This window comes from Chryseobacterium sp. Leaf405 (genome assembly GCF_001425355.1).
Lineage (GTDB): Bacteria > Bacteroidota > Bacteroidia > Flavobacteriales > Weeksellaceae > Chryseobacterium.
In genome coordinates, this window is sequence record NZ_LMQN01000021.1 from 97,547 (window position 1) to 123,131 (window position 25,585).

The 25,585-nt window shown below is 31.3% G+C and carries 25 protein-coding genes; 6 read left to right on the forward strand and 19 right to left on the reverse strand.

Translation table 11 applies throughout. The features are described 5' to 3' along the window. Positions 1-16: 16 nt before the first annotated feature. Both ASG22_RS20495 and ASG22_RS20500 read right to left on the reverse strand, forming a co-directional pair. A complete protein-coding gene (locus tag ASG22_RS20495) occupies positions 17-349 on the reverse strand; it encodes a DUF6150 family protein (protein WP_131726227.1) in 333 nt (110 codons plus the stop codon). A gap of 5 nt (positions 350-354) precedes the next feature. Then, positions 355-3,081, reverse strand: coding sequence for a TrlF family AAA-like ATPase (locus ASG22_RS20500; protein ID WP_055988615.1), 2,727 nt, complete (start codon positions 3,079-3,081; stop codon positions 355-357). Positions 3,082-3,650: 569 nt separating this feature from the next. On the opposite strand from ASG22_RS20500, the gene ASG22_RS20505 reads away from it, so the two are divergent. After that, a complete protein-coding gene (locus ASG22_RS20505; protein ID WP_055988617.1) occupies positions 3,651-4,643 on the forward strand; it encodes a hypothetical protein in 993 nt (330 codons plus the stop codon). A gap of 45 nt (positions 4,644-4,688) precedes the next feature. Beyond that, a complete protein-coding gene (locus ASG22_RS20510) occupies positions 4,689-5,093 on the forward strand; it encodes a hypothetical protein (RefSeq protein ID WP_055988619.1) in 405 nt (134 codons plus the stop codon). 310 nt (positions 5,094-5,403) lie between these two features. Here ASG22_RS20510 and ASG22_RS20515 read toward each other — a convergent pair whose 3' ends face one another. From ASG22_RS20515 to ASG22_RS20565, 13 genes are all read right to left on the reverse strand, one after another. Then, positions 5,404-5,805: a hypothetical protein gene (locus tag ASG22_RS20515; RefSeq protein ID WP_055988621.1), complete on the reverse strand. Its 402-nt coding sequence runs from the start codon at positions 5,803-5,805 to the stop codon at positions 5,404-5,406. Between the two features lie 2 nt (positions 5,806-5,807). Beyond that, positions 5,808-6,215 carry a hypothetical protein gene (locus ASG22_RS20520; protein WP_055988623.1) on the reverse strand — a complete coding sequence of 136 codons (408 nt, stop codon included), beginning with the start codon at positions 6,213-6,215 and terminating at the stop codon, positions 5,808-5,810. A 3-nt stretch (positions 6,216-6,218) separates the two neighbouring features. Next, positions 6,219-6,536 (reverse strand): helix-turn-helix domain-containing protein, encoded by a 318-nt coding sequence (locus ASG22_RS20525; RefSeq protein WP_055988625.1) that lies wholly within the window; start codon positions 6,534-6,536, stop codon positions 6,219-6,221. Positions 6,537-6,707: 171 nt separating this feature from the next. Then, a complete protein-coding gene (locus ASG22_RS20530; RefSeq protein ID WP_185113833.1) occupies positions 6,708-8,015 on the reverse strand; it encodes a site-specific integrase in 1,308 nt (435 codons plus the stop codon). Positions 8,016-8,346: 331 nt separating this feature from the next. Then, positions 8,347-9,645, reverse strand: coding sequence for an HlyD family secretion protein (locus ASG22_RS20535; RefSeq protein ID WP_055988629.1), 1,299 nt, complete (start codon positions 9,643-9,645; stop codon positions 8,347-8,349). 42 nt (positions 9,646-9,687) lie between these two features. Beyond that, entirely contained in the window at positions 9,688-9,882 is a 195-nt protein-coding gene (locus tag ASG22_RS21710) for a bacteriocin-like protein (protein WP_409991391.1), read from the reverse strand. Positions 9,883-9,953: 71 nt separating this feature from the next. Next, on the reverse strand, positions 9,954-12,146 hold the full coding sequence (locus tag ASG22_RS20540; RefSeq protein WP_055988631.1) for a peptidase domain-containing ABC transporter: 2,193 nt from the start codon (positions 12,144-12,146) through the stop codon (positions 9,954-9,956). Between the two features lie 99 nt (positions 12,147-12,245). Next, positions 12,246-12,446, reverse strand: coding sequence for a bacteriocin-like protein (locus ASG22_RS20545; RefSeq protein ID WP_055988633.1), 201 nt, complete (start codon positions 12,444-12,446; stop codon positions 12,246-12,248). A 24-nt stretch (positions 12,447-12,470) separates the two neighbouring features. Beyond that, positions 12,471-12,644 (reverse strand): bacteriocin-like protein, encoded by a 174-nt coding sequence (locus ASG22_RS21715; RefSeq protein WP_409991392.1) that lies wholly within the window; start codon positions 12,642-12,644, stop codon positions 12,471-12,473. A gap of 103 nt (positions 12,645-12,747) precedes the next feature. After that, positions 12,748-14,253 carry a thioredoxin domain-containing protein gene (locus ASG22_RS20550; RefSeq protein ID WP_055988635.1) on the reverse strand — a complete coding sequence of 502 codons (1,506 nt, stop codon included), beginning with the start codon at positions 14,251-14,253 and terminating at the stop codon, positions 12,748-12,750. 143 nt (positions 14,254-14,396) lie between these two features. Then, on the reverse strand, positions 14,397-15,497 hold the full coding sequence (locus ASG22_RS20555) for a TlpA disulfide reductase family protein (protein WP_055988636.1): 1,101 nt from the start codon (positions 15,495-15,497) through the stop codon (positions 14,397-14,399). Between the two features lie 31 nt (positions 15,498-15,528). Beyond that, a complete protein-coding gene (locus ASG22_RS20560) occupies positions 15,529-16,617 on the reverse strand; it encodes a TlpA disulfide reductase family protein (RefSeq protein ID WP_055988638.1) in 1,089 nt (362 codons plus the stop codon). 60 nt (positions 16,618-16,677) lie between these two features. After that, a complete protein-coding gene (locus tag ASG22_RS20565; protein WP_055988640.1) occupies positions 16,678-16,908 on the reverse strand; it encodes a bacteriocin-like protein in 231 nt (76 codons plus the stop codon). A gap of 240 nt (positions 16,909-17,148) precedes the next feature. Between ASG22_RS20565 and ASG22_RS20570 the strand changes: the two genes are divergently transcribed. After that, the gene (locus ASG22_RS20570) at positions 17,149-17,520 is read left to right on the forward strand and encodes a helix-turn-helix transcriptional regulator (protein ID WP_055988642.1); all 372 of its coding nucleotides are present in this window, start codon (positions 17,149-17,151) and stop codon (positions 17,518-17,520) included. 541 nt (positions 17,521-18,061) lie between these two features. On the opposite strand, the gene ASG22_RS20575 is transcribed toward ASG22_RS20570, so the two are convergent. The 4 genes from ASG22_RS20575 to ASG22_RS20590 form a co-directional block, all read right to left on the reverse strand. Continuing rightward, positions 18,062-19,021, reverse strand: a complete 960-nt coding sequence (locus ASG22_RS20575) for a DUF3810 domain-containing protein (protein WP_317038864.1) — start codon at positions 19,019-19,021, stop codon at positions 18,062-18,064. Between the two features lie 91 nt (positions 19,022-19,112). After that, on the reverse strand, positions 19,113-20,558 hold the full coding sequence (locus ASG22_RS20580) for an MFS transporter (RefSeq protein ID WP_055988644.1): 1,446 nt from the start codon (positions 20,556-20,558) through the stop codon (positions 19,113-19,115). A gap of 38 nt (positions 20,559-20,596) precedes the next feature. Further along, positions 20,597-21,328, reverse strand: coding sequence for a lysophospholipid acyltransferase family protein (locus ASG22_RS20585; RefSeq protein WP_238586953.1), 732 nt, complete (start codon positions 21,326-21,328; stop codon positions 20,597-20,599). A gap of 3 nt (positions 21,329-21,331) precedes the next feature. Beyond that, on the reverse strand, positions 21,332-21,790 hold the full coding sequence (locus tag ASG22_RS20590; protein WP_055988648.1) for a GtrA family protein: 459 nt from the start codon (positions 21,788-21,790) through the stop codon (positions 21,332-21,334). A gap of 233 nt (positions 21,791-22,023) precedes the next feature. Here ASG22_RS20590 and ASG22_RS20595 point away from each other — a divergent pair, with 233 nt between their 5' ends. The 3 genes from ASG22_RS20595 to ASG22_RS20605 all read left to right on the forward strand — a co-directional run bounded on the left by ASG22_RS20595 (position 22,024) and on the right by ASG22_RS20605 (position 25,539). Further along, entirely contained in the window at positions 22,024-22,287 is a 264-nt protein-coding gene (locus ASG22_RS20595; RefSeq protein WP_055988650.1) for a hypothetical protein, read from the forward strand. 85 nt (positions 22,288-22,372) lie between these two features. Beyond that, positions 22,373-23,224: an ATPase gene (locus ASG22_RS20600; RefSeq protein ID WP_055988652.1), complete on the forward strand. Its 852-nt coding sequence runs from the start codon at positions 22,373-22,375 to the stop codon at positions 23,222-23,224. Between the two features lie 20 nt (positions 23,225-23,244). Beyond that, positions 23,245-25,539, forward strand: a complete 2,295-nt coding sequence (locus tag ASG22_RS20605; protein WP_055988653.1) for an NADP-dependent malic enzyme — start codon at positions 23,245-23,247, stop codon at positions 25,537-25,539. Positions 25,540-25,585: the final 46 nt, after the last annotated feature.

Sequence of the window (25,585 nt, forward strand, 5' to 3'; positions counted from 1 at the left end):
TATACGTGTAGATTTATTAATGAGATTTTAATTTAACTTCATCTTCAAATTTTGTAAAATAAACTTTCTTAAGATCAGTTGTATTTCTGTCGGCGATATAAACAACTAAGTTTGCATCAGCTCTCAACTTTACTTCTTTCCAGAATCCCGGTTTTACCTCATCATCATGCGAAACATTTTTTACAATTAGATCTGCTTTGGTTTTATCTTTCGTAATGTAAATAACCAGGTCGGCATCATTCTTAAATTTGGTATAGTAGACTTTTTGAGCAGAAATTTTTGAGCACAATATTATAATTGTTACAAAACTGATTCGGTATTTACTAAAAAATTGCTGATATTTTATCATAATATCTAAGATTTAAAACCATATTTTTTTTCTCTCTTTCTAAATGCTTCTTCTCCTCCCTCAACAATATCTGCGATATGTTCTCTTATTCCCATACTTTTCAACAAATCTTTTTCACTTTTATCGTATTGTTTGGTTTCTTCAATTGCTCCATTTATATAGTCAAAAGTATAAATGCTTGAAGTTTCTTTATCATTTTGACCTTTTTGATGTGCAATAATAATATTTTCGGCATCAGCATTTACAACTACGTTTGCATTGTGGGTAACTAATATTATTTGTCTTTCTAATTTCTTTTTTCTTAGATATTCTACTAAGTCTTTTGTAATAGAACGGTTATCTAAATTGTCTTCCGGCTGATCTAAAAGTATAGGGGCATTTGAATTGCTTAAACCAATGATGAGCATTAAAATAACGAAACTTGCTTTTCCTGTAGACATCTTATCCATTTTATCTCCATCATATAATGTTTCCCAATAATCTACAAAATAATCATCCAATAAAACTTTTACTGCATTTGCAGGGTTTCTTCTGTTTTCAGAGTTAAGAACGAAATCCTGTTTTTCTACTATTGAGGAAAATAATTCTTTTATTTGGTTTAAGTGAGTATTATTATCAAATAGTATCAAATCTTCTTTCTCCTTAAAAAGAGGGTAATTGTTTTCCGGAAAACTTCTTAAATCACTAATGCTTCTTATTCTCTTATTGAACTTTGATGCATTAAATTTTGCAGAACCTTCAATTATTAATTTGTCTTCTTCTGTCAATGATGCTCTCTCTTTTAAGATCTCAACGATTTTAGGATATTCGTTGAAATTATCTGTATAAAGTTTAAATAGTTTTTCCTTTTCTTTTTGAAGTTCCTGCTTATTTAAAATAATTTCATCTTTTAATTTTTGTGTTTTTTGTAATGTAATTTTGTCATCACTAACTGTTTTCTCAATTTTGGAAGTCTCCACCCTAATTTGTTCATTTTTTTGATATTCTTCCAGATCTTTATTTATGCCATGTCTTCTTTCTGCATAATTATTATAGATAGTTTTAAACAGATTATCATTAACGAATCGTTTTTCTTCAATTTTTAATAGATCTCTAAAAGAAGTAAGTTCATCAAATTTTTGCTCTATGAAGTCAAATTTTGAATTAAATAGGGATTTTACTTCTTCTTTATTAATAGATTTTTCTATTAATGCTTTTCTACTCTTTAGTTCTTGTAAGGCATTAATAACTTCCGTATTAAAACCTGTTATTCTTTTGTAGTCCTCATTAGTCTTATTAATTTCAGAATTAATTACTTCTAGTTGTTCTTTTTTTAGATTGTACTCTTTGATTTGTTCTTCACTTAAACCTAATCCTTTTTTTAATTCTTCAATCCTTTTAGAATTTGATTCAATGCTCTTTTTTAATGCTTCTTCATTTCCAAGTTCTTTGAGTTCCTTTTCTTTCTCACTGATGTAATTTTTTATCTTAAAATAGTTATCAATAATGTCGTTGCGTAATTCGTCATTAGAGCGGATATTATACAAAAATTCATTATATTTTTCATAATGTTCAGGTGATTCTAGCAGTAAACCTCTGACATATTTTAATAGTTCATTTCCCTTTTTGTTTTCAGTAGGCTCTGCAAGTTTTGACAGATAGTTTTGAGGGATATATTTTATATTTGTAATAATTGAGTTTTCTCCATCATATAACCTTTTAGTTGCACCAGACAAAGTAGTAACTTCAAAATCAAAGTCTTTATCTTTTTCTCTGAAATTATATTTTTCATCACCATTTATATTTGTTATTTTGGAAACCTCATCATCCATTTCTAAGGTTTTTGCAATATTATACAGCAAAATAGATTTTCCAGAAGATTTTCCACCAATAATGACATTTAAATTTTTATTTAAATGAATTGTTGCAGAATTAAAGAGATTATTATTTGAGATGTATTTTACTGAATCAATTATTAGTTTATCCTCTTTAAAATCAGGTTTATGATTTTGTATTTTCACTCTATCTTGAGGTTCATAAATAATATGTTTTAAACCTTCAAATGTTGGCTCTGCTTTTATCCAAAGGCTTTGTTTGGGAATATAGTTTTTGATATCATGATTGTCAGAGCATATAATCATTGGGAGTCTTTGGTTTATTGCTGGGAAAACAATACTGTTATAATCATTCTGATCATTTTCTTGTCCTAATTCATAGATGTCAATGTAACCCAAAACTAATTCTTTTTTTTGAGCCATTTTATAAGGCAATGAATTAGTAATATTTTCAACAGTATTTGTTTTACTTCCTGCATGAACAGAAACCAGACCACCTAGACTATGAATTAGATCACAAGTTTCTTTAAAATCACAGTAGATATTATTATCTCCTCCTTTATCTTGAATATCTTTCGCAGTAATTCCACACTTTGATTGAATTTTAATCCAAATATCATAAATATCAGATTTTTCTGAAAAAATCCCGATATAATGGATAGACTCACTTCCTCCTAGTTCTGCTCTAAATTCTATTCCCGGTAAGATTGTAACTTTTCCATTTCCTAACCTTTGGAGTTCTTTAATTCTATCTACATCAATGTAATGATGATCGGTGATAGCAACTACTTCAATATTATTTGAAATTAATATGTCGATAATTTCTTGATTAGTAATTCCTTTGTTTTTGTAGTCATAAGATGATGGTGTATGAAAGTGTAAATCCCATTTTCTCCATTCTGAACCGCTTTTTCTCATTTTAAAAGTTTTTTATATATGGTTATTAATTTTAATTATTATTTTTTATATAAAAATATGATTATTGTGAATAAATATATTACGGCTAACCGTAAAAAGTTTAGTTTTCTCAAATTTATAATTTACTGTTTGATTTGCGTTTTATAACTTAATTACAATTAGATTATATTATGGCAGATGAGGTTACTATGATTTTCAAAAATCGGCTTTCGAAAATTCAGATAGGTCAAATCTTTAAAATCTACTTCTGATTTTCGTCTGTCAAATTTTAATTTCTATAAAATTATATTCTTCGGTTTACTTATATTTGTAATTGAAAATAAAAACCAAATTATTTGGTAAAATAATATTCGTACTAAAATAGTCTTGTAAGTAGAAATCGGCAAAATTTCAATTATAGAACAAGACGGATTTGTTAGTACGCCTGTAAAGGCGTATTCGTTCCGTTGTTCTATATGGCTTTGCCGAGCCTCTACTTACAGCGTGAATTGAATACGCTGTTTTTTTTCTACTACGGTTTCCCGTAAGGAATTTTTATAGCGTTTTAATAGCTTTAAAAATTAAAAAATATGGGAACAGCTTACTTACTGCATCAATTAGAAAAAATAATAGAATATAAAACAGTCTTTGTTTTACTATTATTTTTATTTCCGAACTTTAGTGTCAACAATCTTAATGCACAAAAATGTTTTACAGAGAATAAACCAAAATTTTTTACTACTAACTGCAAAGACAGAAGAGTTGAATGGAATGGAAATTCAAAGAAAGGTTATGTAAATGGAATAGGTACATTAAAAGTTTTTGAAAATGATAATATAGTATATGTTTATAAAGGAGAGATTTTCAACGGTCAATTACACGGAAAAGGAAATATAAAATACGAAAATCCTTATGAAGAATGTACCGGGAATTTTGAGAACGGTTTAATGAATGGTAAAGGAAAATGTATTTATGAAAATGGCTCTGTCTATGATGGAAATTGGATTAATGATGAAAGAGATGGATATGGGAAAATTGTACTTAAAAGTGGAGATACTTACGAGGGTTACTGGAGAAATAATTTTCCGGATGGACAAGGAAAACATACACAATTAGATGGGACAAAATATGAAGGATCTTGGAAAGAAGGTAAAAGAAATGGGCAAGGAAAATATACAAAATTAGACGGAACAAAATATGAAGGACAGTGGATTGATGATATGCAAGATGGATATGGTAAACTGGTTGTTCTTAATAATTATATCTATGAAGGGCAATTTATTAATGGTGTTCCCGAAGGAAGAGCAATTATTAAATTTGATAATGGAGATATTTATGATGGACAAGTTTTAAGAAGTAAACCAAATGGTCTTGGAAAAATGACTTATTCAAATGGTCATATTTACAATGGGCAATGGTTGGATGGAACAAAACACGGTAACGGTATATATACTTGGAAAGATGGTTCTTTTTATGATGGGAGCTGGTATCATAATTTGAGAAATGGAAAAGGAGAATATAAATCCTCAAAAAATAGTCCAGTCGTTTTACAAGAATGGATAAACGATAAATTGGTCAAATAGGTAAAACCTTAGAATATAAATCTATTAATCTTTTATAATATCAGTATGAAAACAACTATTACAATTTTTTTAATTCTACTTTTCTCGTTTACCTCATCTCTCTTTTGTCAGAGTACAAGTACAAAAGAATATTTAATTGCTAGTAATAACCTTTGGAATATCTGTTATGATTTTAGGGTGATAAAAGATTCTGATAACTCAAATACGGATAGAAATTCCGCTCTACCTACGATAAAAAGAAATATTGAAAATGCAAAGAAAGAGTATGGTTCGTTAAGTTCTAAATTTCCAAATGATCCAGATGTGAAAAAATTAGATGAATGGATTAAAACGGTTGAGAGCTGTTATGTAAGTTTGAAAGGGGAGAAGTGGCAAACAGAGCCAGTTTGGCAATTAGGGTTCTCTCTCATAGAGATGGATCTTAAAGATTTCGTAAATAATAATCTTTAAAAACTGACATAAAATATTAACTTTTAAATCCGGAAAAATTTCAGCAATATGTACTTTACCTAGTAATGATTTTTGTCTGCATTTTCTTGTTTAAAGGGTGGGGTAAAAAATATTACTGTACTTTTTAAGTTTTCAAAAAATAAAAAATTATAGATCTCACCTAGTGTAATTTGAAAGTCTCATAGATAAGAGTGTCAGTTTCTAGGTATAATTTGCACTTGTCCTAGGTAAATAGTGCATCAGTATTGAAAAGTATAAAAAAGAGGTTTACTAATATGTAAACCTCTACTTTTGTGCTTGTCCTACCCCTCTATGGTTTTCGTTTCCCTTTATTAATGGTACTTGCAAGATTGTTTTGCTGAGTAGATGTAAGATTCAGAGTTTTTACAAAAGACAGCAAAATTGTTGCTTTTTTATCCATTGGAATTACATTAAGGTATGTGCTTAATTTTCTGAACTCAGGATATATCTTTTCATAAATGAGATTTTGTATCTCACTCTCTTCTTGTGTAAGATTTGCTTTTGGTAAAACATAGGGTAAAATACCAATTAGTAATCTCATTCTCTTCTCATAATCCATAACAGGAAAGTTTCTTACTTCTTTAGTAAACTGTTCCATAAATAACTCTGTGAGTTCCTTTCTCAGTTCTTGTCTGATTGTGTTTCTTGATCCGGGTTTTCTCCCGGCATTTTTTGAATTTTTTGAAGACATTTTTATATTATTAATAATTTTCCAACGCTCCCTAGATGCTCAATAATTTCATTTGCAAAATCAGCTTTTTTTCGTGGATTATAGTTCTTAATAGTATATAAGTGAAGAATCCTTCTTTTCGGATTGTAATACACTATTAAAAAGTCTTTCTTACCTGTCAGTTTTACATTGTCGCCATAATAATAGTTTTCTCCTAAAGATATTAAACCTGTAAACAGAACTTTCTTATTATTTTCAAAACTTTGGAGTACGAATTCTGCCCGCTGTTTTTTTAAAAATTCCTTATTGGGGAGTTCAACTCTGATAAATGAAATATCAGATACTTTCTGGTTTTCTACTAAGTCGTAGATGTTTGAGTCTCTTCTTTGCGAAAATTTGCTACGCTGACAAATAATTTTGTTTTTACTCATTTTTTAAATTTTTGAGTTAACTTTTTGTCTCAGCATAGCTTTTTCTACATCGTCGAGTTTGTAGAGGATTCTCTTTCCAATTTTAAAAGGAATAAGAATTTCATTTTTTTGCCAATTGTTTAATGTAACTAAAGATACTTTTAACTTTTGGCTGACTTCATTTCTTGTCAGAAATTTGTCTTCAATTGGTTTAACGCAGGTGGAAAAATTTTCTTTTTGGGAATCAACCTCTGTTGTTTTTTCCATTATCTCCTGTACTACTTCCCTAATAACAGATTTAAGTAATTCTTTACCCTCATCTGTAAGAAGTAAAGAGAACATAATACTTTACTTCTTTAGGTTAAAATTGTTCTCATAATGATGTAAAATTAATTTAAAAAAAGATGAGTGCCAAATTTTTTTAATCTTATTTAACTTACAAATTATTGAAAATTATATACTTATCCTAGGATAAGTATTTGTAAACGCCTATAAATAAAGTGTTTTTAAATACTAGAAATTTACACTTTTTAGAGTTGGGTTAGGTACTATAATTTCATTTTGAGAATCCCACAACTTCTCCAAATTTTTAGCGTGTTCTTCCCGTGTTGTTTTAATGTATTTCATAAATTGGGTATAACTTTTATGCCCAGTAATTGCCATTATAGTTTGATCTTCAATCTGACCATAATGATTAGTTGCAAAACTTCTGCGTGCTGTATGGCTAGATATAAGTTTCCATTTTGGATAAAATCCTCTTTCTTTTCTATTAGTTTTAGGGTTTTTAATACTGCCGAGTGTCATTTGGTCAATTTCGGCTTTTTTACAAACCTCTTTAATATATTCGTTAAATTTTTGTGAAGAGATTGTTTTTGGTGTCTGATTGTTTCTTTTAGCAAGAATCTGTTTTATTTGAGGATGGATAGGTATTTCAATAATACTTCCTGTTTTTTGTGTTTCGGCAACTATAATACGATTTTCATTAAAGTGTAAGTGCTGTATTCTTGATAGATCTGATATTCTTAAACCAGTCCATAGTCCAATAATAAATAAATCTCTAGCGTTATCTAATCTTTCATCTTGCGAAAGATCTAAATTAAAGATGAGGTCAATTTCTTTACTATTTAAATAAGTGTCAATTGGCTCATCCCTAGTAAAAGTAAATTTTTTACTTTCTGCTTCTGGATTTGTTTCTAATTTTTGCTCCTTTGCTTCTTTAACAAAACCTTTTATTGTAGAAATGTTTTTTTCAATTACTGTTTTAGAATATTTCTTGTTTGTAGTTAGAAAAGATGTAAATTTTTTGTGAAAGGCTAGGTCAATGTCGGTTATTTTTAGGCGGATTTTTTCAAACTTTTCAAATTCTTCAATTACGGTTTTAACTGTATTATATTTTTGAATTGTTCTAGGCGAAATAATCTTGCCAGATTTAAAGTTAACCCTTGTTTTTGATTCTTTTGCAAAATATTCGATAAAAGAAGAAAAGTAGATTTTATATTCCTCAATCCCCTCTGGTCTTTTCTGGAAATTTGCAACAATTTGTTTTAGCCATTTAGAAGTTATCTTTTCACCATTGCTATAATCTATGTTGAAGTTTTTAATAATTTCCTTTTTCAGATTGTCAATAGCTAAATTAATTTCATGTTTTGTTAGGATGTCAACAGTATTTTTAAATCCATTATTTTCCTTATTCCAATATTTAGGATCAATTAAAAGATTTGAAGGTGTAGAGCAATCTACATTTCTCCCATGCACAAGTCTGATGTTTAGATTTGATGGATTTTTCTTTCTATCTAATACTCTAAATGCTATATATGTCATAATAAGTAGTGAATATTTAGCAAAGGTAAATATTCCCGGCATATTCCCGGCAAACTTCTTTATTTTAATTTATTTAACTTTTTATTATTGAATATTTATATGTGTGTAATGTGCTATAAATAAGGGATTTTTAGTTTTATTATGAAAAATTATGATTAATTGTAATTAAAAGTATGCTAGTCCCGTCTTCGCTACTGGTAAAAGGTTGTAAGATATTTCTCTTACAGCCTTTTTTATTATTTCAATATCATAATATTCTGTTTCGGGGGAGTGTCATTATGTACAATAAAAAACCGAAACAATTTGCTTCGGTTTATATGTAAAGTTACTTTTAACTTTGATACCCTAATAATTTTCTCATTTGATAGAAAAAACGTTCAATCAGTCGGAGATCTTTGGTCACGATTTCTGCATTGCCTTTTAATTCTTTATCAAAAACAAGATTTTTGTCGTAGCTGGTTTTTAAACCTTTCGGAAGAAAAACATCCACATAATAATTTCCGTCTTTATCGGGCGATAAAGAAATATTCTGTACTTTCCCTTCTACGATTCCATATTCCTGATATTGATAATTGTCTAATTTAATTAAAACTTTTTCACCCGGAATGATCTTCCCTGAATTAATTGCCGGTACAGACATTCTTCCGACTAATTTTTCTTTGTTTTTAGGGAGAATAGACAAAATAGCATCTCCCGATTTTACAAACTGATTTTCACCCAAAAACTGCTGAAAACTTGCCACGCCTTCCGTATTGGAAATGATAAGATAATTCTGTTCCCATTGTTTCAGCGATTTTCTCAACTGTTCGAACAATTGTAACGTCTGAGAAGAGTAGGTTATTTTATCTTTTTCTGTATTGATGGCGGTTCCGCTTTTTGTTTTGTTAAGATTAGAAATACCTTCCTCCATTTGTGAAAGAGAAATAGTAATGCTTTGTAAATTTTGCTGAGCCTGTAAAAATTTTATTTTTTCGTTTTCAAGTTCCAATGCTGCGATCACTCCTTGATTATAGAGTTCCTGATAACGCTGATAATTTTTCTTCGTCAGATCATATTTTGCCTGTTCAAGGCTTTTTTGCTGCTTCGTTGTAGCAATCCTTATTTTGTATTCAGACAAACTTTGATTGGCTGCTAAGTTTTCGGGAACATAAGGCTGAAGTCTTGTAAATAAAGCTTCGTCCTGAAATGCTTTCGCAAAACTGTTATAATCACTCTGTAATTCACCTAACTTGTAATGAGAAACTTCATTCACCGGGAAAGCAATCAATTGATTGGGAGTGATAGAATCCACCATTTTTTTTAAGGCCAAAACATCTTCATAGTTTGCGGTCGACTGCATAACCATTAAAACTTCATTTTTTTGAACTTCCTGATGATCTTTAATTAAGATTTTCTCAATTTTGGAATTAACTCTTGCTTCCAATTTCTCAGGCGGATTTTGTGAGGTCACTACAATAGGAGCGGGGATGAACTCAGGATATCGGATGATATAACTCATTAATAAAATAAGGAGCAGAATAACAAATATAATGCTGTTGCCCCAACGGATCATCCAATGTGGAGGCTGGGTAAGAATATCCTGAACGCTTTCGGAGCGTAGTTCAATATTATCTAAGATGTCTTTTTCCATAATTTAAATATAAAAATTTCCCCTAAAAAGGGGAAATAGTTTCTACCCTAAAGGACAATTTCCGTCCCAGTCAGAAGGTGGGGCTGTGTCTGAATCTGGTGGACAAGCAAAGTGATGAACCCTACAAGGCATGTAAACACCATTACACCATGAACCACAACAATCAATCGGATTGATAACTGCTCCTCCCTGCAATGATTTTAAATCTGCTCGTGATAATTTTTTTAAATTTTTCATAGATAATGATTTATTTGGTTTCCTACTCTGTAAGCTTTTCGGTTTCCGCTTTATTTTTAATTCGATTGTAATTAATTCCCAAGTTCCAATTGGTTTTTTACCAATCTGTAATACTCGCCCCGAAGCGCAACCAATTCTGTATGGCTTCCTTCTTCCACAACTTTCCCTTTGTCTAATACTATGATTTTATCGGCATGTTTTACTGTTGAAAGTCTATGGGCAATTACAATAGCTGTTTTTCCTTTAAAGAACTGTTCAAGATTCTCCATGATCACTTTTTCATTATTGGCATCCAAGGCAGAGGTTGCTTCATCGAAGAAAATATAATCAGGAGACTTATAGACAGCTCTGGCAATGAATAATCTCTGCTTTTGTCCGCCGCTTACGCCAAGCCCTTCATTCCCGATTTTTGTATTGTAACTTAGAGGAAGTTCTTCAATAAATTCTTTAATATTGGCAATTTCTACGGCTCTTCTTAATTTTTGTTTGTCGACAAAATCTTCACCGATTGCGATATTATTTGCAATCGTATCATTAAAAACATAGCCTTCTTGCATCACCACACCACAGTGATCTCTCCAGAATCTGGGAGAAATATTTTTCAGTTTTGTAGCTCCCAATTTAATTTCGCCTTCTGTCGGTTCATAAAATTTCATTAATAACTTTAAAAGGGTGGTTTTCCCACTTCCGCTGGCACCTACGATGGCAGTAGTTTTCTGAAAAGGAATACTTAGATTTAAATTTTCAAATACAAAAGCATCTGAACCGATATATCTGAATGAAAGATTTTCTATTTCAATATCTTTTTCAGGAAGATCATGCGTATATTGCTCGTCTTTGTTTTCTTCATCATCTTTATCATGAATTTCTCCTAATCTTTCAAGGGAAATTTTTGCATCCTGAGTCTGTTTAATAAAATCGATTAATTGTAATAACGGACTGTTCAATTGCCCAATAATATATTGAACGGAAAGCATCATTCCCAGCGTTAAATTCCCTTCTATTACCAATTTTGCAGAAAGAAAACTTACCAGGATATCCTTCATTTGGTTGATGAAATTCCCTCCAACAGACTGCCATTGTTCGAGTGATAAAGACTGTATCCTTATTTTAAATAATTTCACCTGTAAAAATTCCCAGTCCCAACGTTTCTGTTTTTCGGCGTTATGCATTTTAATCTCCTGCATTCCGTTGATGAGCTCAATAACTTTACTTTGTTCCTGAGAAACCTGAGAGAATCTTTTATAATCTAATTCTTTTCTTTTGCTGAGAAAAAAACTGATCCAGCCAATATAAGCCGCTGCCCCGACAAGATAAACGATAAACAGCCTGTAGTCATAAAATAAAAGTACAATACTGAAAATAATAAGATTGACTAATGAAAACAGTGTGTTCAGCGAAGAACTTGTTAAAAGTTGCTCGATTCTATGGTGATCGTTAATTCTCTGCATAATATCTCCAGTCATTCTTGTATCAAAGAAACTAATGGGAAGTTTCATGAGCTTGATAAAGAAATCTGAGATAATGGAAATGTTAATTCTTGCTGAAAGGTGTAATAAAATCCAACTTCGGATAACTTCAATTCCCATTCTGCCTATGAAAAGCATAATTTGGGCTAAAAGAATAATATAGATGAAATTAAGATCCTGATTCTGAATTCCGACATCGACAATACTTTGCGTTAAAAATGGAAATATCAGTGAAAGTAAACTTCCCGCCATAAGTCCGACAGCCAATTGAATGACCAAAGATTTATATTTTAATAAATACTTTGATAAAAAGCTGAAGCTTGCCTTACTTTCCTTATCGTCAAATTCTGTTTGAAAGAATGCAGGTGTTGTTTCCAGAATTAAGGCAATACCTTCTTCTGTTTTTTCGTTGGCATTCTGCCCGATCCAGAGTTTAATAAATTCGTCCCGGTTGTAGGTGATTAATCCATAACTGGGGTCGGAAATGTAAATTTTATTTTTTTTATCGATTTTGTAAACAACAACGAAGTGATTTTTGTTCCAGTGCACAATACACGGAAATGGCACTTCTGAAGCCAAGGTCTCAAAATCAATCTGAATTCCCATCGAGCGATACCCCAAATCTTCGGCGGCATCACTTAACCCAAGCATGCTGCTTCCTTCTCTGGTAGTTTCTGAAAGGTTACGGATTTGTTGTAAGGAAATGCTTTTTCCGTAATATTTACTTACGATACGAAGGCAGGTAGGGCCGCAGTCTTTAGAATCTGGTTGGCGGTAAAAAGGAAAGGATTTCAATGATTGAAGTTTTTATTTAAAACAAGTTGCCGCCAGTTTGACGACAACTATTTTTATTTTAAAAGTAGTGAAACTTTTTAAGAAAATTCTAATTTTACATTATAGTAGGTCAGCATTCCATCCCGCAGGGAAGCAATAGCTATCTTCTGAATAATAACATGGTAGTCCTGTTGCTAATTCACATTGTTCTTGTGAAGCATAAGGGCGATACTTTGGATGACCAGGTCCTGGGCAACCTTCTTTGGTGCCACCTTTTACATTTTTTAAATTTTCTCTTGATAATTTTCTTGAATTTTTCATAGTAATAATATTATTTAATTTGTATTAAAATGAACATTGTGTTTGCATCTGTTGCGGACTTCTACACAAACCGTCGAATTGACCGCCATTTCTGCAGCAGACAGAAGTTCCAGGACAGTAATCGTCATCGGATCTGCAAGCTAACCCACCCGTAACGGACTTTAATTGTCCTCTATTAAGCTTTTTTAGATTTTTCATAATATTAAAATGTTTTGGTTTTCCTACTCTATTATAGCTTTTCGGATACCGCTAAATCTTTTCCTAATATAGTGAATTTTAGAATTCGAAAATAATTTTCGAATTAAATTTCGTCATCTTCTATTAATTCATCAATAAAATAATAAATGTCTTCACGATCATACTGATCCGGAAACTGATATCCGTTGATTAAAATAATCGGGGTAAAATTCAGTCCTGCATTTTTATTTTCTTCAGACATCATAATTAATGGATTCAAGTTTTCCTGATTTGAAGTTGTTCCGGCTTTCTCTCTTATTTTGCTTTCATCTTTGGTTTCATACCAATATTCAACACTTTTCAGGAAATCCTGTTGAGATTTGTTGTTATAAATGTGTACAAAATCGGAGATAAGATTTGTAGACTTTTCATTTTTTGGATCTGGAGAATAATTGAATCTCATCTGAGCAGAGATATTTTCGGGATATTTTTCTAATAAATTTTCAACAATTTTGTGGGCATCTTTACAGAAACCGCAGTATGGATTTGAAACAATTGACAGATGAATTTTGGCATTTCTATTTCCAACGAATAAAGTTTCATTATCGCTGAATTCTATTTTTTCCTTTTCTAAAAGCTGTTTTCTGAAGATTTCAAAGTTTCTTTTAAACCTAAGATTTTTTGCATTAGATTTTTGTAAAGTTTCTTTTTCCTGTAAAGTATTGTTTAAATATAAAACAACAGAAAAAGCAATTACCCATAAAAGAAGACTCAGTAAAGCAATTTTAACGTCAAAATGAATATTCTCAAACCAGATAATTCCTAAAGCCAATTGTACTGCCAGAGTTGAAATGATCAAAATACAGACACGACAAAATGTTTTTTCAACAAAAGCCTGGATATATAAAGAATATCCAATCGCAATAACTGATGCAAAAGTGAACCCTTTAATGATGAAAGATGTTTCTGGTAAAAATAAACCAAGAACTGTAATTCCGACGAAATATATTAATGAAAAGTCTGCAAATTTTAACCCGAGAATGCTTGTTTTATCCTGAGTGATAATTTTATTGCAAGAATTTACCGTTTGATTCGCTGTTGTATCACCACAAATACTTCCGATAACTGCAGATGTATTTCCGAATTTTTGATTAAAAATTTCCAGAGAAATATAAACTCCGACTAATGAGAGTACATTAAATACTGTTTGAAACCAAGTTAAATTTAATAATGAGTAAATAGCTACAATGGCAAAAACTGCATAAATAAAAGGTTTATAACTTATCGCTGTTTTACTTTCAACTTTTTCTTTTTCGAAAAGCAATACAAAATCGGTTGATTTTTTATGAAGTTCCTCTTTATTCAACGTTTTCGCCTTATCTGAATATATGGAATAATTGGTTCCCGCTTTTTTTACCAACGAGAAAGAATTATCGACAATAGCAATAAATTCTTCTGGCAGCTCATCCCAGTATTCTTTATCCAGTTCATAGGCGTCATTTCTTACTCCCATGAAGTTTAAAGTATCACTGAAAGCCAATGCGGACGGGTAATTTGGATGTGAATTGAACTGAAACAGGAACTCCTGTTTATCAAGTTTAAGATAATGAATGAGTTTGTCCAATAGCATATTAATTTTTTATCTAAAATACGGAGATGTTTGAAAAAAACAAATATTTTTTCAATTTATTGTGATTTATGGATTGTTTGTGAATTGTTGTTTGCTTTAATGATTTGTAAAACAATTATTTGGATTTTTTGAAAACTTATCATTTATTTGTTTGTAATAAAGCTTTGAAGGTCTTTTTCGGAAGATAAACCGACTGAAGATTTCAAAATTTTCATATTATTATCTACTAAAACAGTATAAGGAATTGCAGCGTTAAGTCGGAAATGCATCTGGATCTTCTCATAATTAGGATCTTTATCATTAACGATAAATTGTTTCCAGTTCATTTGTTCTTCATGTAAAGCTTTTTTCCAAGCCTTTTTATCCTCATCAATTGAAATTGAAACAAATTCTATAGCATCATTTTTATCATTGTGATTTTTTTTCAAAAGCGGAATTTCTTCTCTGCAAGGTCCACACCAACTTGCCCAAAAAACTACCAAATGCTTTTTGTATTTCGGATCTAAAATTTCAGATTTTTTACCTGTTGAATCTTCAAGCAATGGCAAATCATTATTCTTAACGGAAAATCTCTTCTGGTTATATACGGATAGTTTTTTGTAACTATCACTTTGAGTAATTTCTCCTTTGAATAGCTTTAAATATTCGTCGACCTGTTGCGGTGAGAAACTGTTTTTATGATCACTGATTTGATATAACAAATGATAAGAATAAGGATATTTATTAATTTTATCTCGTACAGTTTGGATAGTTTTACTATCTATTTTATCAAATAAATCACCATCTATATTGTAATATGCTTCTGTTTGTTTACCTGCCTTTATAGCAACACCAGAAACATCTTTTATATTATATGGTAACTTATAGCCTTTTATTGGAGGATTTTCTTTAAATTTTCCATTCAGAGAAATAATTGTATCAGAATAAAAAACATCTGTACTCCATCCTGGAGTACCTTTATACTTTGCATTTGTTGTAAAGGAAAAAAATCTCAATATTCCTTTTTTATCGATGTGATTTACCTTAATATATGTAGGTTCTTTTTCATTCCATTGATGGGTTATAGTAAAAATGCCCTTTATAGTTTTAGCACTATCAATCTTGTCGCCCTCAGGATTAGAAAGATACATAATCCCATCAGGTAAATTCGGGATATTGCCTTTAATTATTGTTTGGTTTTGACTCTTTTTACAACAGATCGAAAATAGAAGAGTAGTGGCAAAAAAAATATTTTTAATTTTCATATAGGATTGATTGAAACCAATAATTTTTTATTCAATTTTTTAAAAATAATTTTAAATCCTTCTCAGAAGATAATCCTACAGAAGATTTTAGGATTTTAAAATTATTATCCATCAAAACAGTATAAGGAATTGCACCATTAAGCTTAAATTGCATCTGTATTTTTTCATAATTAGGATCTTTATCATTCACAATAAATTGTTTCCATACCATTTTTTCTTCATTTAAAGCTTTTTTCCATGCATTTTTATCCGAATCAATTGATACCGAAATAAACTCCAACGATTCGTTTTTATTAATATAATTTTTTTTCAAAAGTGGAATTTCTTCTTTGCAAGGTCCGCACCAACTTGCCCAAAAAACTACCAAATGCTTTTTGTATTTCGGATCTAAAATTTCAGATTTTTTACCTGTTGAATCTTCAAGCAAAGGCAAATCATTATTCTTAACTGAAAATCTCTTCTGGTTATATACGGATAGTTTTTTGTAAGATTCACTTTCTGTAATATCACCTTTAAAAAGCTTTAAATATTCGTCGACCTGTTGTGGTGAGAAACTGTTTTTATGATCACTGATTTGATATAATAAATGATAAGAATAAGGATATTTATTAATCTTTTCTTTTACAGTTTGGATAGTTTTGTGATCTATTTTATCAAATAAATCTCCATCTATATTGTAATACGCTTCCGTTTGTTTACCCCCATAAATTTTGGCAATTGTTGCTAACTTAGTGTTATTATAAAGTTTTAAATCTTTTGTATCCCATTCTTTCAAATTTCCGGATATCGAAATGATGGAGTCAGAAATGAATAATGGGGTATTCCAATTTGAACCTCTAAATTTAGCCTTTGTTGGAAAATCAATGAATCTTTTAATTCCTTTTTTATCTATATGATATATACCTAAATATACAGGCTCTGTATTTTTACTAAATTTATGTTGTAATTTAAAAAGTCCATTTTTAGTTTCAACACTATCAATCTTATCGCTGTATATATTTTGGTAAACGTATAGAGTTCCATCTGGTAAATTATTTACATTACCTGAAATAAGTATTGTTTTATTATTTTTAACACAGGATGTTAATATTAATAGAAATAAAAAAAAAATATTTTTCATAACCTAGTCATTAAAAGGCTTCTTAATTTAAGAAGCCTTTTAAAATTAAATATTTTTTAATTAATCATTGCAATGGGAAACTCCTCCGTTAGAAGAAAGTGATAATTGTCCTAATCCTGTTTCACAGTATTGAGTTAAGCCGTGAAATGGACCTACTGTTACCGTTGTTAATTCGCACGTTCCAATTACGGTATGATATCCATCTGCTAAGTGAACCACTACAGAACATGCTTTTTTTCCTCCGGTTATTTCTTTCAAATCATTTCTCGAAAGTTTTTTAAAATTTTTCATCTATTTATTTTTAAAATTAATACTTTGCTTTTGCCATACAATCCCTGACAAGGGTTTCTGATCAGTTTTCAATTTATACCTGCGCAAATATAAATTGGTAGTAAAAGCGCTTTATCAATATTGATTTTCAAAACTAAGAAAATATATGTCATGTAGATGAGAAATATATTGCGATTTTTTTGCAATTTCTTTACAAATATTGTTTGATTTTTGCATAGATTTGTAGTAAACATAAGTGAAATGATGCAAGAAAAATTAAGAAACTTAAGAAAAGCGAAAGGGATGTCTCAAGAGAAAATGGCAAAAATATTATCAACAGATACTTCTAACTATTCTCGTAAAGAAAGGGGGGAGACTAAGATGCGTGATGAAGAATGGGAAAAATTAGCTAAAGCCTTAGATGTTCCTGTTGAAGAAATAAAGGAAGAGAATAATTCTGGTATTGTACATAATGACAATTCTACTTTCAATGATAATTCGGGAAATTATTATAATCAGAACTTTACTATTCCAAATTCTATCATAGAAAATCTACAGGATTATATAAATCTACTGAAAGAGGAAAATAAATCTTTGAAAAAAGAAGTAGAAGATCTAAAATCTCGATTTTAATAGTCAAAATTATAAAATATACAAAGCATCTAAATTTAGATGCTTTTTTTGTTATTGTAATTTCACATCGTTATTAAAATATTAGATCATTATGAAAAATAAACGATAAATATGATTTTTTACGATAGAAAATGTCTCAGTTTAAAAAGGTTCATATTTAAAATAACTCCACCTTATTACAAAATTTTCGAAAAAATTAAAATTAAATTTTCTTAAATAAAGATATTGAATAATTAATGTTTAATTTATAAAAAGATAGTTGATTTGTTGTATTTTAATAATTTAATTCCACTTTTGGTTGTATTTTTTACATGGAAATAATATCATATAATTATTCATTATTTGTTGAATAAAATCTGAAAAACTTAAAATAATCTTAAAATTTTCATAAACTTTCAAAAAATAGGATAAATGTTTTTGTAGTTATAAAATAAATTGTACTTTTACAACGCCTTGAATGAGGGAACAAGTCAAGGTAATAAATTTTTTTTCATCATTTGTGTTTTTAGAATCGTATCGCCTGATACGGTTCTTTTTTATTTTATACCTTTTCATAGTTCAAAAGCAAGTCTATAAAGTAGGAATAGGTAACAGATCCTTCCTGTTGATTACTTTTTAAAAACAGATTATTGGTAAATCCAAAAAAATCATCCAGTACACCTTGGTGTTTTACGATAAAGTTCCGCTCGTACGATCTGTCTCTTTTCATGGCGGGAGAATAGTTTTTTAAAGCAGATTTTACGAATTCAGGATCTTCGTTGGCAATAAAATTCAATAAACTTTTTAAGGTAAAATATTCGGTGCTGTATTTGAGTTCGGTATTTTTAGAATCAATTCCAATCAAATATCCAACAAAATTAGCTTCCTGTTCTCTGGCAAAACCCAGTTGATGAGAACTTTCGTGAGCTGATGTAAAAGGAATGTAAGTATTGGGTAATTCCGAGTTGTATTGAGCTTCTGCAGTAAACGGATTGTAATAGCCCAAAATTCCCGTAAAATTCATCACATTCTTAAATAAACTGGGTTTAAAAGAATTGACTTGAGGAGCTTTTTTATCCGAAATATATTGGGGTAATTTTGATTGTTGATAAAGGATTTCTGTCTGAATTGCTTTTAAATCTGTAATGATGAAAATTCCGTTTTTGTCTTCTGTCAGTAATTTTCTTGTTTCTTTACATTTAGTTAAATATTGTAATGCCAATACTTTTGCCTTTTCTGTTGTGGGCTCATTCTGGCTGGATAATTTCTTTATAATCGGAGTTTGGAAGTAAAGCATTCCCCAAAATATCTGATACGAAAAATAAAAGATATTAATGATTATTAAAATTTTTAACAAAGAAGATTTTCTGCTTTTCTTTTTGAAAGATTTATTTATAAAATACAAAAGAAAAATCCCCAATACAATATAAAGAACATCGCCAAAGGAAAAAGGAATCCATGAGAAAATAATCTGGTGAATTGATTTCTGAATTTCAAAAAAACGTTCAAAAAAAGAAATCATTATTCGTGATTTTGAGAAAGTATAGAACAAAAGAAATTGGGCAAGTAATAAACCTGCCCAAAATCTTTTCTTATGTATTATTTTTGTAGTATTAATGACCACTTCCTTTTGTAATTTTATCCAGGTCAATTCCCTGAGATTTTAAGATTCCGGTTACTCTTATCGCATAGAAAGCAAGATAAGCAAAACAGATAACACCCACAATATAGCTGAAATGAATATTGGTAAGATCTGCAATGTACCCTTGAATGAAACTTACAATTCCACCTCCCATAATCATCATAATAAGGTATCCTGATCCTTGATTGGTGTGTTTCCCAAGACCGTTAATTGCCAACGCAAAAATACAAGGCCAAAGGGTAGAGCAGAACAACCCAACACTTGTGAAAGCATAGACAGAAACCATTCCTGAAGTAAACATTCCTATTAATAAAGCTGCAATACCTGCAACGGAGAAAATCAACAACATTCTTGCGGGATTTCCTTTACTCATAATGTCGCAGATAATCATTGCAATAATAATTAATCCATATACATAGAAATGGGAAAGATCATGCTTAGCAATCGCATTTACCAATAAAAATACTCCGAAAGCAAGATAAGGTGCTAAAAATCTTAATATCTTTTTGAATCCCGCACTCACATCGAAAGCTTCAACAGCGCCCGTCCAACGACCGATCATTAAAGAAGCCCAATATAAAGAAATGTAAGGAGCAACATCTTGAGTTTTAAAACCTAAACTTTTTTCCATATAAGCAGGAAGATTACTTGCGGTAGAAACTTCCACTCCTACATACACGAAAATAGCAATCATTCCCATAATCAATTGGGGATATTGGAAAGCAGATTTTCTATGTTCACCAGGGGTTGAATCATCTTTATCTTCCAATACGGTTGGTGTAATAGCAGGAAGAGATGAAAATTTCAACATAATTGCTACTAAAACAAAAGCCACCCCCAAAATAAGATAAGGTACTTTTACACTTTCAACACTTACTTCATTATTCGCTACAGCTGCAGATCCAAAAATTGCAAAAGAGACGATCAATGGACCAATCGTTGTTCCAAGATTGTTGATACCACCTGCCATAGTCAGTCTCTGAGAACCTGTTTCGGAAGGTCCTACTTCAATGGCTAAAGGATTGGCAACAATTTGCTGTAAGGAAAAACCAAGTCCAACAATGAAAAGACCTGAAATCATTAACGGAAATGAGGCCATATTAGCTGCCGGATAAAACAGTAAAGTTCCCGCTGCCGAAATAAGAAGTCCTACAATTAGACCATTTTTATAACCGATTTTGTTGACTAAATCCTGTTTTATTCCTTTTGAAATTGCCATATATATTAATGAACCCACCGTATATGCGACATAGAAGCATATTTGTACCAGCATACTTTCGGTTTGGGATAAATTAAAGGCTTTTTGAAATACCGGGATAAGGATGTCATTACTTGCTGCCACAAATCCCCAGAAGAAAAACACAGTAACCAATGGGACGAATTGCCCCCAATTGGTTTGTTTAGAATAATTTGACATATTTGTTGAAAATTTCTGAAAACAAATATATATTATTTCTATTGATTATAATGGTTTAACAAGGTTTTTTTTATTGTCTCAAAAGCGGACAATTTGAGTTCTTTCGGAGAGGTCGAAGGTTCTATGATTCCGTTGAAGTACACTTTAGCTTTTCCGGGATATCCTTTTGAATTGTCAAACGGAAACATTTCCTTTAAACCAATAAAAGTGAAAACAATAATGGGAGAGTTGTGTTTTGAAGAAAGAGTAAAAGCACCGTCTTTAAATTCATCCAAAATAATAGAGGTGTCATCAGGAACTCCGCCTTCAGGAAAAATCACAATACTGTTGCCTTCTTCCATTTTTTCTGCACATCTTCTGTACACATCGGCTCGGCTTCTCGCACTTTTACGGTCTACCATCACACATATCCTTTTATATATGGTCCCAAAAATCGGAATTTTCACCAATTCTTTTTTACCCACAAAACACACGGGATGATCTGCACATAAAATACACATCAGCATAATATCCATAATAGAAGTATGGTTGGAAATAAAAACATACTGTTGGTGTTTATCCAGTTTTTGTTGCGATAATTTTGTTAATTGGTAGCTGAGACCCATTCCGTAAAACATACAGTAGCTCCAATATCTGATGAATTTGTAAGCATATTTGTAATGTTTTTTATTGAATGACAAAATATAAACAGGAATCCCGAAAAGTATGGTGAAAACAAATGCCAATAACAGCATCCAGAATCTCCAGAGATAATTTAAAATTTTCGTCACAGTTTATCCGTTAAAAATTACTTTTTTCTTGACAGAATAATTAAGAATAGAAACCAATAAAATGGCAGCGATCTTACTTATCATTTCCGGACTCAAGGTATAAATAATTAAATCAATATTATCCTTAAATATATAACTGTAGAAAATCTGGAAAAATCCTAAACTTAATAAAGTCGAAATAAAAGAAACCATCATAAAATAAGCAAATTCTTTCCTCTTGGAATGCTTTCCTCTTTCAAAAACAAACCAGATACTTAGGAAGTAATTGGTAATGATTCCGCAGCTGGTGGAGAAAATATTACTTAACGGATAATGGATTCCGTGAAAATCTGTTTCTCTCGGAAAGAAGTGGGGAAGGGAAGTACTAAAGAACTTAAAGCTCCCGATTTCCACTATGGCACTCAGCCCTCCTGCTATAATGAAGAACAAAACCTGTTTCTGGCGTAATATTAAATCTCTCATCTAAAGGATAATGATATGCAAATTTATAACTATATGTTAAACAGTTAAAAAAAGATGTTAAATATTTTTGTACATTCAAAATAATTTCTAAATTTAATCCTCCAAACAATATGGAATTCACCTGGTAATAAATTCATTTTCAACGACTTGTTGAAGGTTTTTCTATCTTGTATACAGAATTGAAATACATAATAACCAACGCCATTTTACGGTCACTCACTAATAATATTTGTATGAAAAGTCAAAACAAATACAGAAAATTTCAGCTTCAACAAAAAAATATTGAAGTTCTTGAGCAGCAAAATTCTCGTTTCAAACGGGTCTATTCAGAATATGAAAATATGTCTGACGAACTTTGGAATCTTGAAAATTCCACAGGAGATCCTGTGCCTGATGATTTTATCAATGCCATGATTGTTCAGACTTCTTATCTGGAAGATGAAATCACAGACTGGCTGATACAATACAATGATAAAAAAGCTGAGATAAAACAGTAATGATTTTAGACAGCTTACCCATGGTTTTTAAAGGCTCTTTAAAGATAAATTCATAATTTAGCATCCTTAAACTAAAATCTAAAATATGGTTGCTATTGTTGATGGTGGCTCTACAAAATGTGATTGGGTAATTTTGGATGACTTTCATAAGGTCTTTTTAAAAACTGAAACCATTGGTTTTAATCCTAATAATATCGCAGCCGAACTTATTGTTCCGGAAATTGAAAAGAATATCAGTCTCGGATCGGTAAAAAATTCTATTACAAAAGTGTTTTTCTACGGTTCCGGCTGTGGAATACCTGAAAATTGTGCTATTATAGAAAGAGAGCTGAATAAATTCTTTACTCAGGCACAGATACATGCTAAAGAAGACCTTACTGCCGCAGCTTATGCTGCATACAGAGACAAGCCTGCAATTGTTTGTATTTTAGGTACTGGCTCAAACTCTTGCTATTTCGACGGAAAAAATTTAAAAATAAAATTACCTTCTCTCGGTTTTCTTGTAGGAGATGAAGGGAGCGGAAGTTCAATTGGAAAACAATTGGTGCGCAGATTCTTTATGCAGAAACTTCCCGAAGATTTATCCCGTGAATTTGAAGAAACGTATAAGCTAACGGTGGATGAAGCATTGAAAAATATGTATCACACGTCACGCCCGAATGCATATTTGGCTGATTTCAATAAATTTGTCGTAGAAAGAAAAAATCATTCTTATTTCCAGAAAATGGTTTTTGAAGAAATGCTTAATTTCTTCGATTATCAGGTTCTTCCTTACGAAGAATCCAAAAACGCCGAGATTAATTTTATCGGCTCTATTGCTTATTATTACGAAGATATTCTACGTTCTGCAGCAGCGGAACTTAACCTGAATGTAGGACAGATTGTACAAAAACCTATCGAAAGTTTAGTCGATTACCACATTAAATATATATTATAATTACAAACAAAATTCATTATATGTCAAACAAAACTCACCGCGACGAAAAAAACTTTAGTCAGGCAGCATTAGATTATCATAAAGCTGAACCTAAAGGAAAAATCGAAGTTATTCCTTCAAAACCACACTCATCTCAGAGAGATTTGTCATTGGCGTATTCGCCGGGTGTTGCAGTACCTTGTATGGAAATCTACGAGAAACCGGAAACTGTGTACGATTACACAGGAAAAGGGAATTTAGTGGCTGTTATTTCTAACGGTACAGCGGTTCTTGGATTGGGAGATATTGGTGCTGAGGCTTCAAAGCCGGTTATGGAAGGGAAAGGTCTTTTGTTCAAAATTTTTGCAGATATCAACGTTTTTGATATTGAAATCAACGAAAAAGATCCTGATAAATTTATCGATATTGTAAAAGGAATTGCCCCGACTTTCGGAGGAATTAATCTTGAAGATATTAAAGCTCCTGAAGCATTTTATATTGAACAGAGATTAAAAGAAGAACTTGATATTCCTTTAATGCACGATGATCAGCATGGAACGGCGATCATTTCTGCAGCAGCATTAATCAACTCTCTGCAAATTGCCAATAAGAATATCGACGAAGTAAAAATGGTGGTTAATGGAGCCGGAGCTGCTGCAATTGCCTGTACTAATCTTTATATTTCTCTTGGTTTGAAGAGAGAAAACGTGCTAATGTGCGACAGTAAAGGTGTTATCAATCATAAAAGAGAAAACCTCACGCCGGAAAAAATAGATTTCATTGCCAATACAGATATCGATACATTAGAAGATGCTGTAAAAGGGTCAGACGTTTTCATCGGATTATCGAAAGGAGATGTTATGACTCCTGAAATGTTGTTGAGTATGAATGAAAACCCGATTGTTTTTGCATTGGCAAATCCGGATCCGGAAATTGCTTACGATTTGGCATTGGAAACTCGTAAAGATGTGATCATGGCGACAGGAAGAAGTGATTATCCTAATCAGGTGAACAATGTGCTTGGTTTCCCTTATATTTTCCGTGGCGCATTGGATGTTCAGGCAAAAGGAATTAACGAAGCAATGAAATTGGCAGCCGTTCATGCGATTGCAGATTTAGCAAAAGAACCGGTTCCTGAAGCAGTAATTTTAGCGTATAATGTTCAGAATCTACAATTTGGTAGAGAATATTTTATTCCGAAACCATTTGATAACAGATTGATTACTAAAGTTTCAAGTGCAGTGGCAAGAGCTGCCATTGAAAGTGGTGTTGCAAGAAAAACAATTACCGATTTCGACGAATACGAAAACAGCCTTCTCGACAGAATGGGAAGAGACGAAAAGCTGGTAAGAATGATGCAGAGCCGTGCAAAAGCAAATCCAAAGAGAATCACTCTAGGAAATGCTGAAGAATATAATGTGCTGAAAGCTGCTCAGATTTTATATGAAGAAGGAATCGCTTATCCAAGTTTGTTAGGAAACAAAAAGTACATCAAAGAACAGATGGAACGTTTCGGAATCACTCTTGATGTTCCGATTATCGATCCTAGTGATGACGATCAAAAGGAAAACAGAAAGAAATACAGAGAAACCCTTTGGAAACTTCGTCAGAGAAAAGGGATGAACGAGTACAAAGCGAAAAGATACGTTCGCCAGAGAGATTATTTCGGACCGTTAATGTTGAGACATGGTGATACAGACGGTTTGATTATTGGTTTTTCTAAAAACTATGTGTCTGTTCTAAGACCCGTTTTAGAAGTAATTGAAAAAGATAAAGGTGTTGATAAAGTAGCAGCAATGATGATGATCTTGTCTGAAAAGAAACCGATTTTCTTCGCAGATACATCCGTTAATCAAAATCCGACTGCTGAAGATTTGGTAAATATTGCTAAAATGGCAGAGTTTACTGTAAAATCTTTTGCTATCGAACCAAGAATTGCGATGTTAGGATTTGAAAACTTTGCAGCAATCTCTGAAACTTCTAAGAAAGTTGCAAAAGCAGTAAGCATTCTTCACGAAAAATATCCGAAGATGGTTGTTGATGGAGAAATTCAACCTGATTTTGCGATGGATGCAGATCATTTGAGTGATTATCCTTTCTCAAAATTAGGAACGACTCCTGCAAATACTTTTGTTTTCCCAAATCTTGAATCTGCAAATCTTTCATATAAAATTATCAGAGGAATGAAAGTGGCACAAGTTATCGGACCAATCCTGATGGGATTAAAGCAGCCGGTTCACGTTTTACAGATGCGTTCAAGCGTTGATGAGATTGTAAACCTGGCAACAATTGCTGTTCTTGATGCTCAGAGAAGAGAGAAAAAAGATAAGAAATAAATAGAAAATCTATTCTTAAGATAAAAAGCAGTACACAAAATTTTAG

What these genes read in the sequence shown, in the direction of transcription:
- ASG22_RS20575 (WP_317038864.1), bottom strand. Translation starts at nt 19,021, where the DNA reads ATGATTTCTTTTTTTGAACGTTTTTTTGAAATTCAGAAATCAATTCAC.
- ASG22_RS20505 (WP_055988617.1), top strand. Translation starts at nt 3,651, where the DNA reads ATGGGAACAGCTTACTTACTGCATCAATTAGAAAAAATAATAGAATAT.
- ASG22_RS20590 (WP_055988648.1), bottom strand. Translation starts at nt 21,790, where the DNA reads ATGAGAGATTTAATATTACGCCAGAAACAGGTTTTGTTCTTCATTATA.
- ASG22_RS20525 (WP_055988625.1), bottom strand. Translation starts at nt 6,536, where the DNA reads ATGTTCTCTTTACTTCTTACAGATGAGGGTAAAGAATTACTTAAATCT.
- ASG22_RS20515 (WP_055988621.1), bottom strand. Translation starts at nt 5,805, where the DNA reads ATGTCTTCAAAAAATTCAAAAAATGCCGGGAGAAAACCCGGATCAAGA.
- ASG22_RS20600 (WP_055988652.1), top strand. Translation starts at nt 22,373, where the DNA reads ATGGTTGCTATTGTTGATGGTGGCTCTACAAAATGTGATTGGGTAATT.
- ASG22_RS20555 (WP_055988636.1), bottom strand. Translation starts at nt 15,497, where the DNA reads ATGAAAATTAAAAATATTTTTTTTGCCACTACTCTTCTATTTTCGATC.
- ASG22_RS20560 (WP_055988638.1), bottom strand. Translation starts at nt 16,617, where the DNA reads ATGAAAAATATTTTTTTTTTATTTCTATTAATATTAACATCCTGTGTT.
- ASG22_RS21710 (WP_409991391.1), bottom strand. Translation starts at nt 9,882, where the DNA reads ATGAAAAATTTAAAAAAATTATCACGAGCAGATTTAAAATCATTGCAG.
- ASG22_RS20565 (WP_055988640.1), bottom strand. Translation starts at nt 16,908, where the DNA reads ATGAAAAATTTTAAAAAACTTTCGAGAAATGATTTGAAAGAAATAACC.
- ASG22_RS20595 (WP_055988650.1), top strand. Translation starts at nt 22,024, where the DNA reads ATGAAAAGTCAAAACAAATACAGAAAATTTCAGCTTCAACAAAAAAAT.
- ASG22_RS21715 (WP_409991392.1), bottom strand. Translation starts at nt 12,644, where the DNA reads ATGAAAAATCTAAAAAAGCTTAATAGAGGACAATTAAAGTCCGTTACG.
- ASG22_RS20570 (WP_055988642.1), top strand. Translation starts at nt 17,149, where the DNA reads ATGATGCAAGAAAAATTAAGAAACTTAAGAAAAGCGAAAGGGATGTCT.
- ASG22_RS20550 (WP_055988635.1), bottom strand. Translation starts at nt 14,253, where the DNA reads ATGCTATTGGACAAACTCATTCATTATCTTAAACTTGATAAACAGGAG.
- ASG22_RS20530 (WP_185113833.1), bottom strand. Translation starts at nt 8,015, where the DNA reads ATGACATATATAGCATTTAGAGTATTAGATAGAAAGAAAAATCCATCA.
- ASG22_RS20580 (WP_055988644.1), bottom strand. Translation starts at nt 20,558, where the DNA reads ATGTCAAATTATTCTAAACAAACCAATTGGGGGCAATTCGTCCCATTG.
- ASG22_RS20510 (WP_055988619.1), top strand. Translation starts at nt 4,689, where the DNA reads ATGAAAACAACTATTACAATTTTTTTAATTCTACTTTTCTCGTTTACC.
- ASG22_RS20545 (WP_055988633.1), bottom strand. Translation starts at nt 12,446, where the DNA reads ATGAAAAATTCAAGAAAATTATCAAGAGAAAATTTAAAAAATGTAAAA.
- ASG22_RS20495 (WP_131726227.1), bottom strand. Translation starts at nt 349, where the DNA reads ATGATAAAATATCAGCAATTTTTTAGTAAATACCGAATCAGTTTTGTA.
- ASG22_RS20520 (WP_055988623.1), bottom strand. Translation starts at nt 6,215, where the DNA reads ATGAGTAAAAACAAAATTATTTGTCAGCGTAGCAAATTTTCGCAAAGA.
- ASG22_RS20605 (WP_055988653.1), top strand. Translation starts at nt 23,245, where the DNA reads ATGTCAAACAAAACTCACCGCGACGAAAAAAACTTTAGTCAGGCAGCA.
- ASG22_RS20535 (WP_055988629.1), bottom strand. Translation starts at nt 9,645, where the DNA reads ATGGAAAAAGACATCTTAGATAATATTGAACTACGCTCCGAAAGCGTT.
- ASG22_RS20500 (WP_055988615.1), bottom strand. Translation starts at nt 3,081, where the DNA reads ATGAGAAAAAGCGGTTCAGAATGGAGAAAATGGGATTTACACTTTCAT.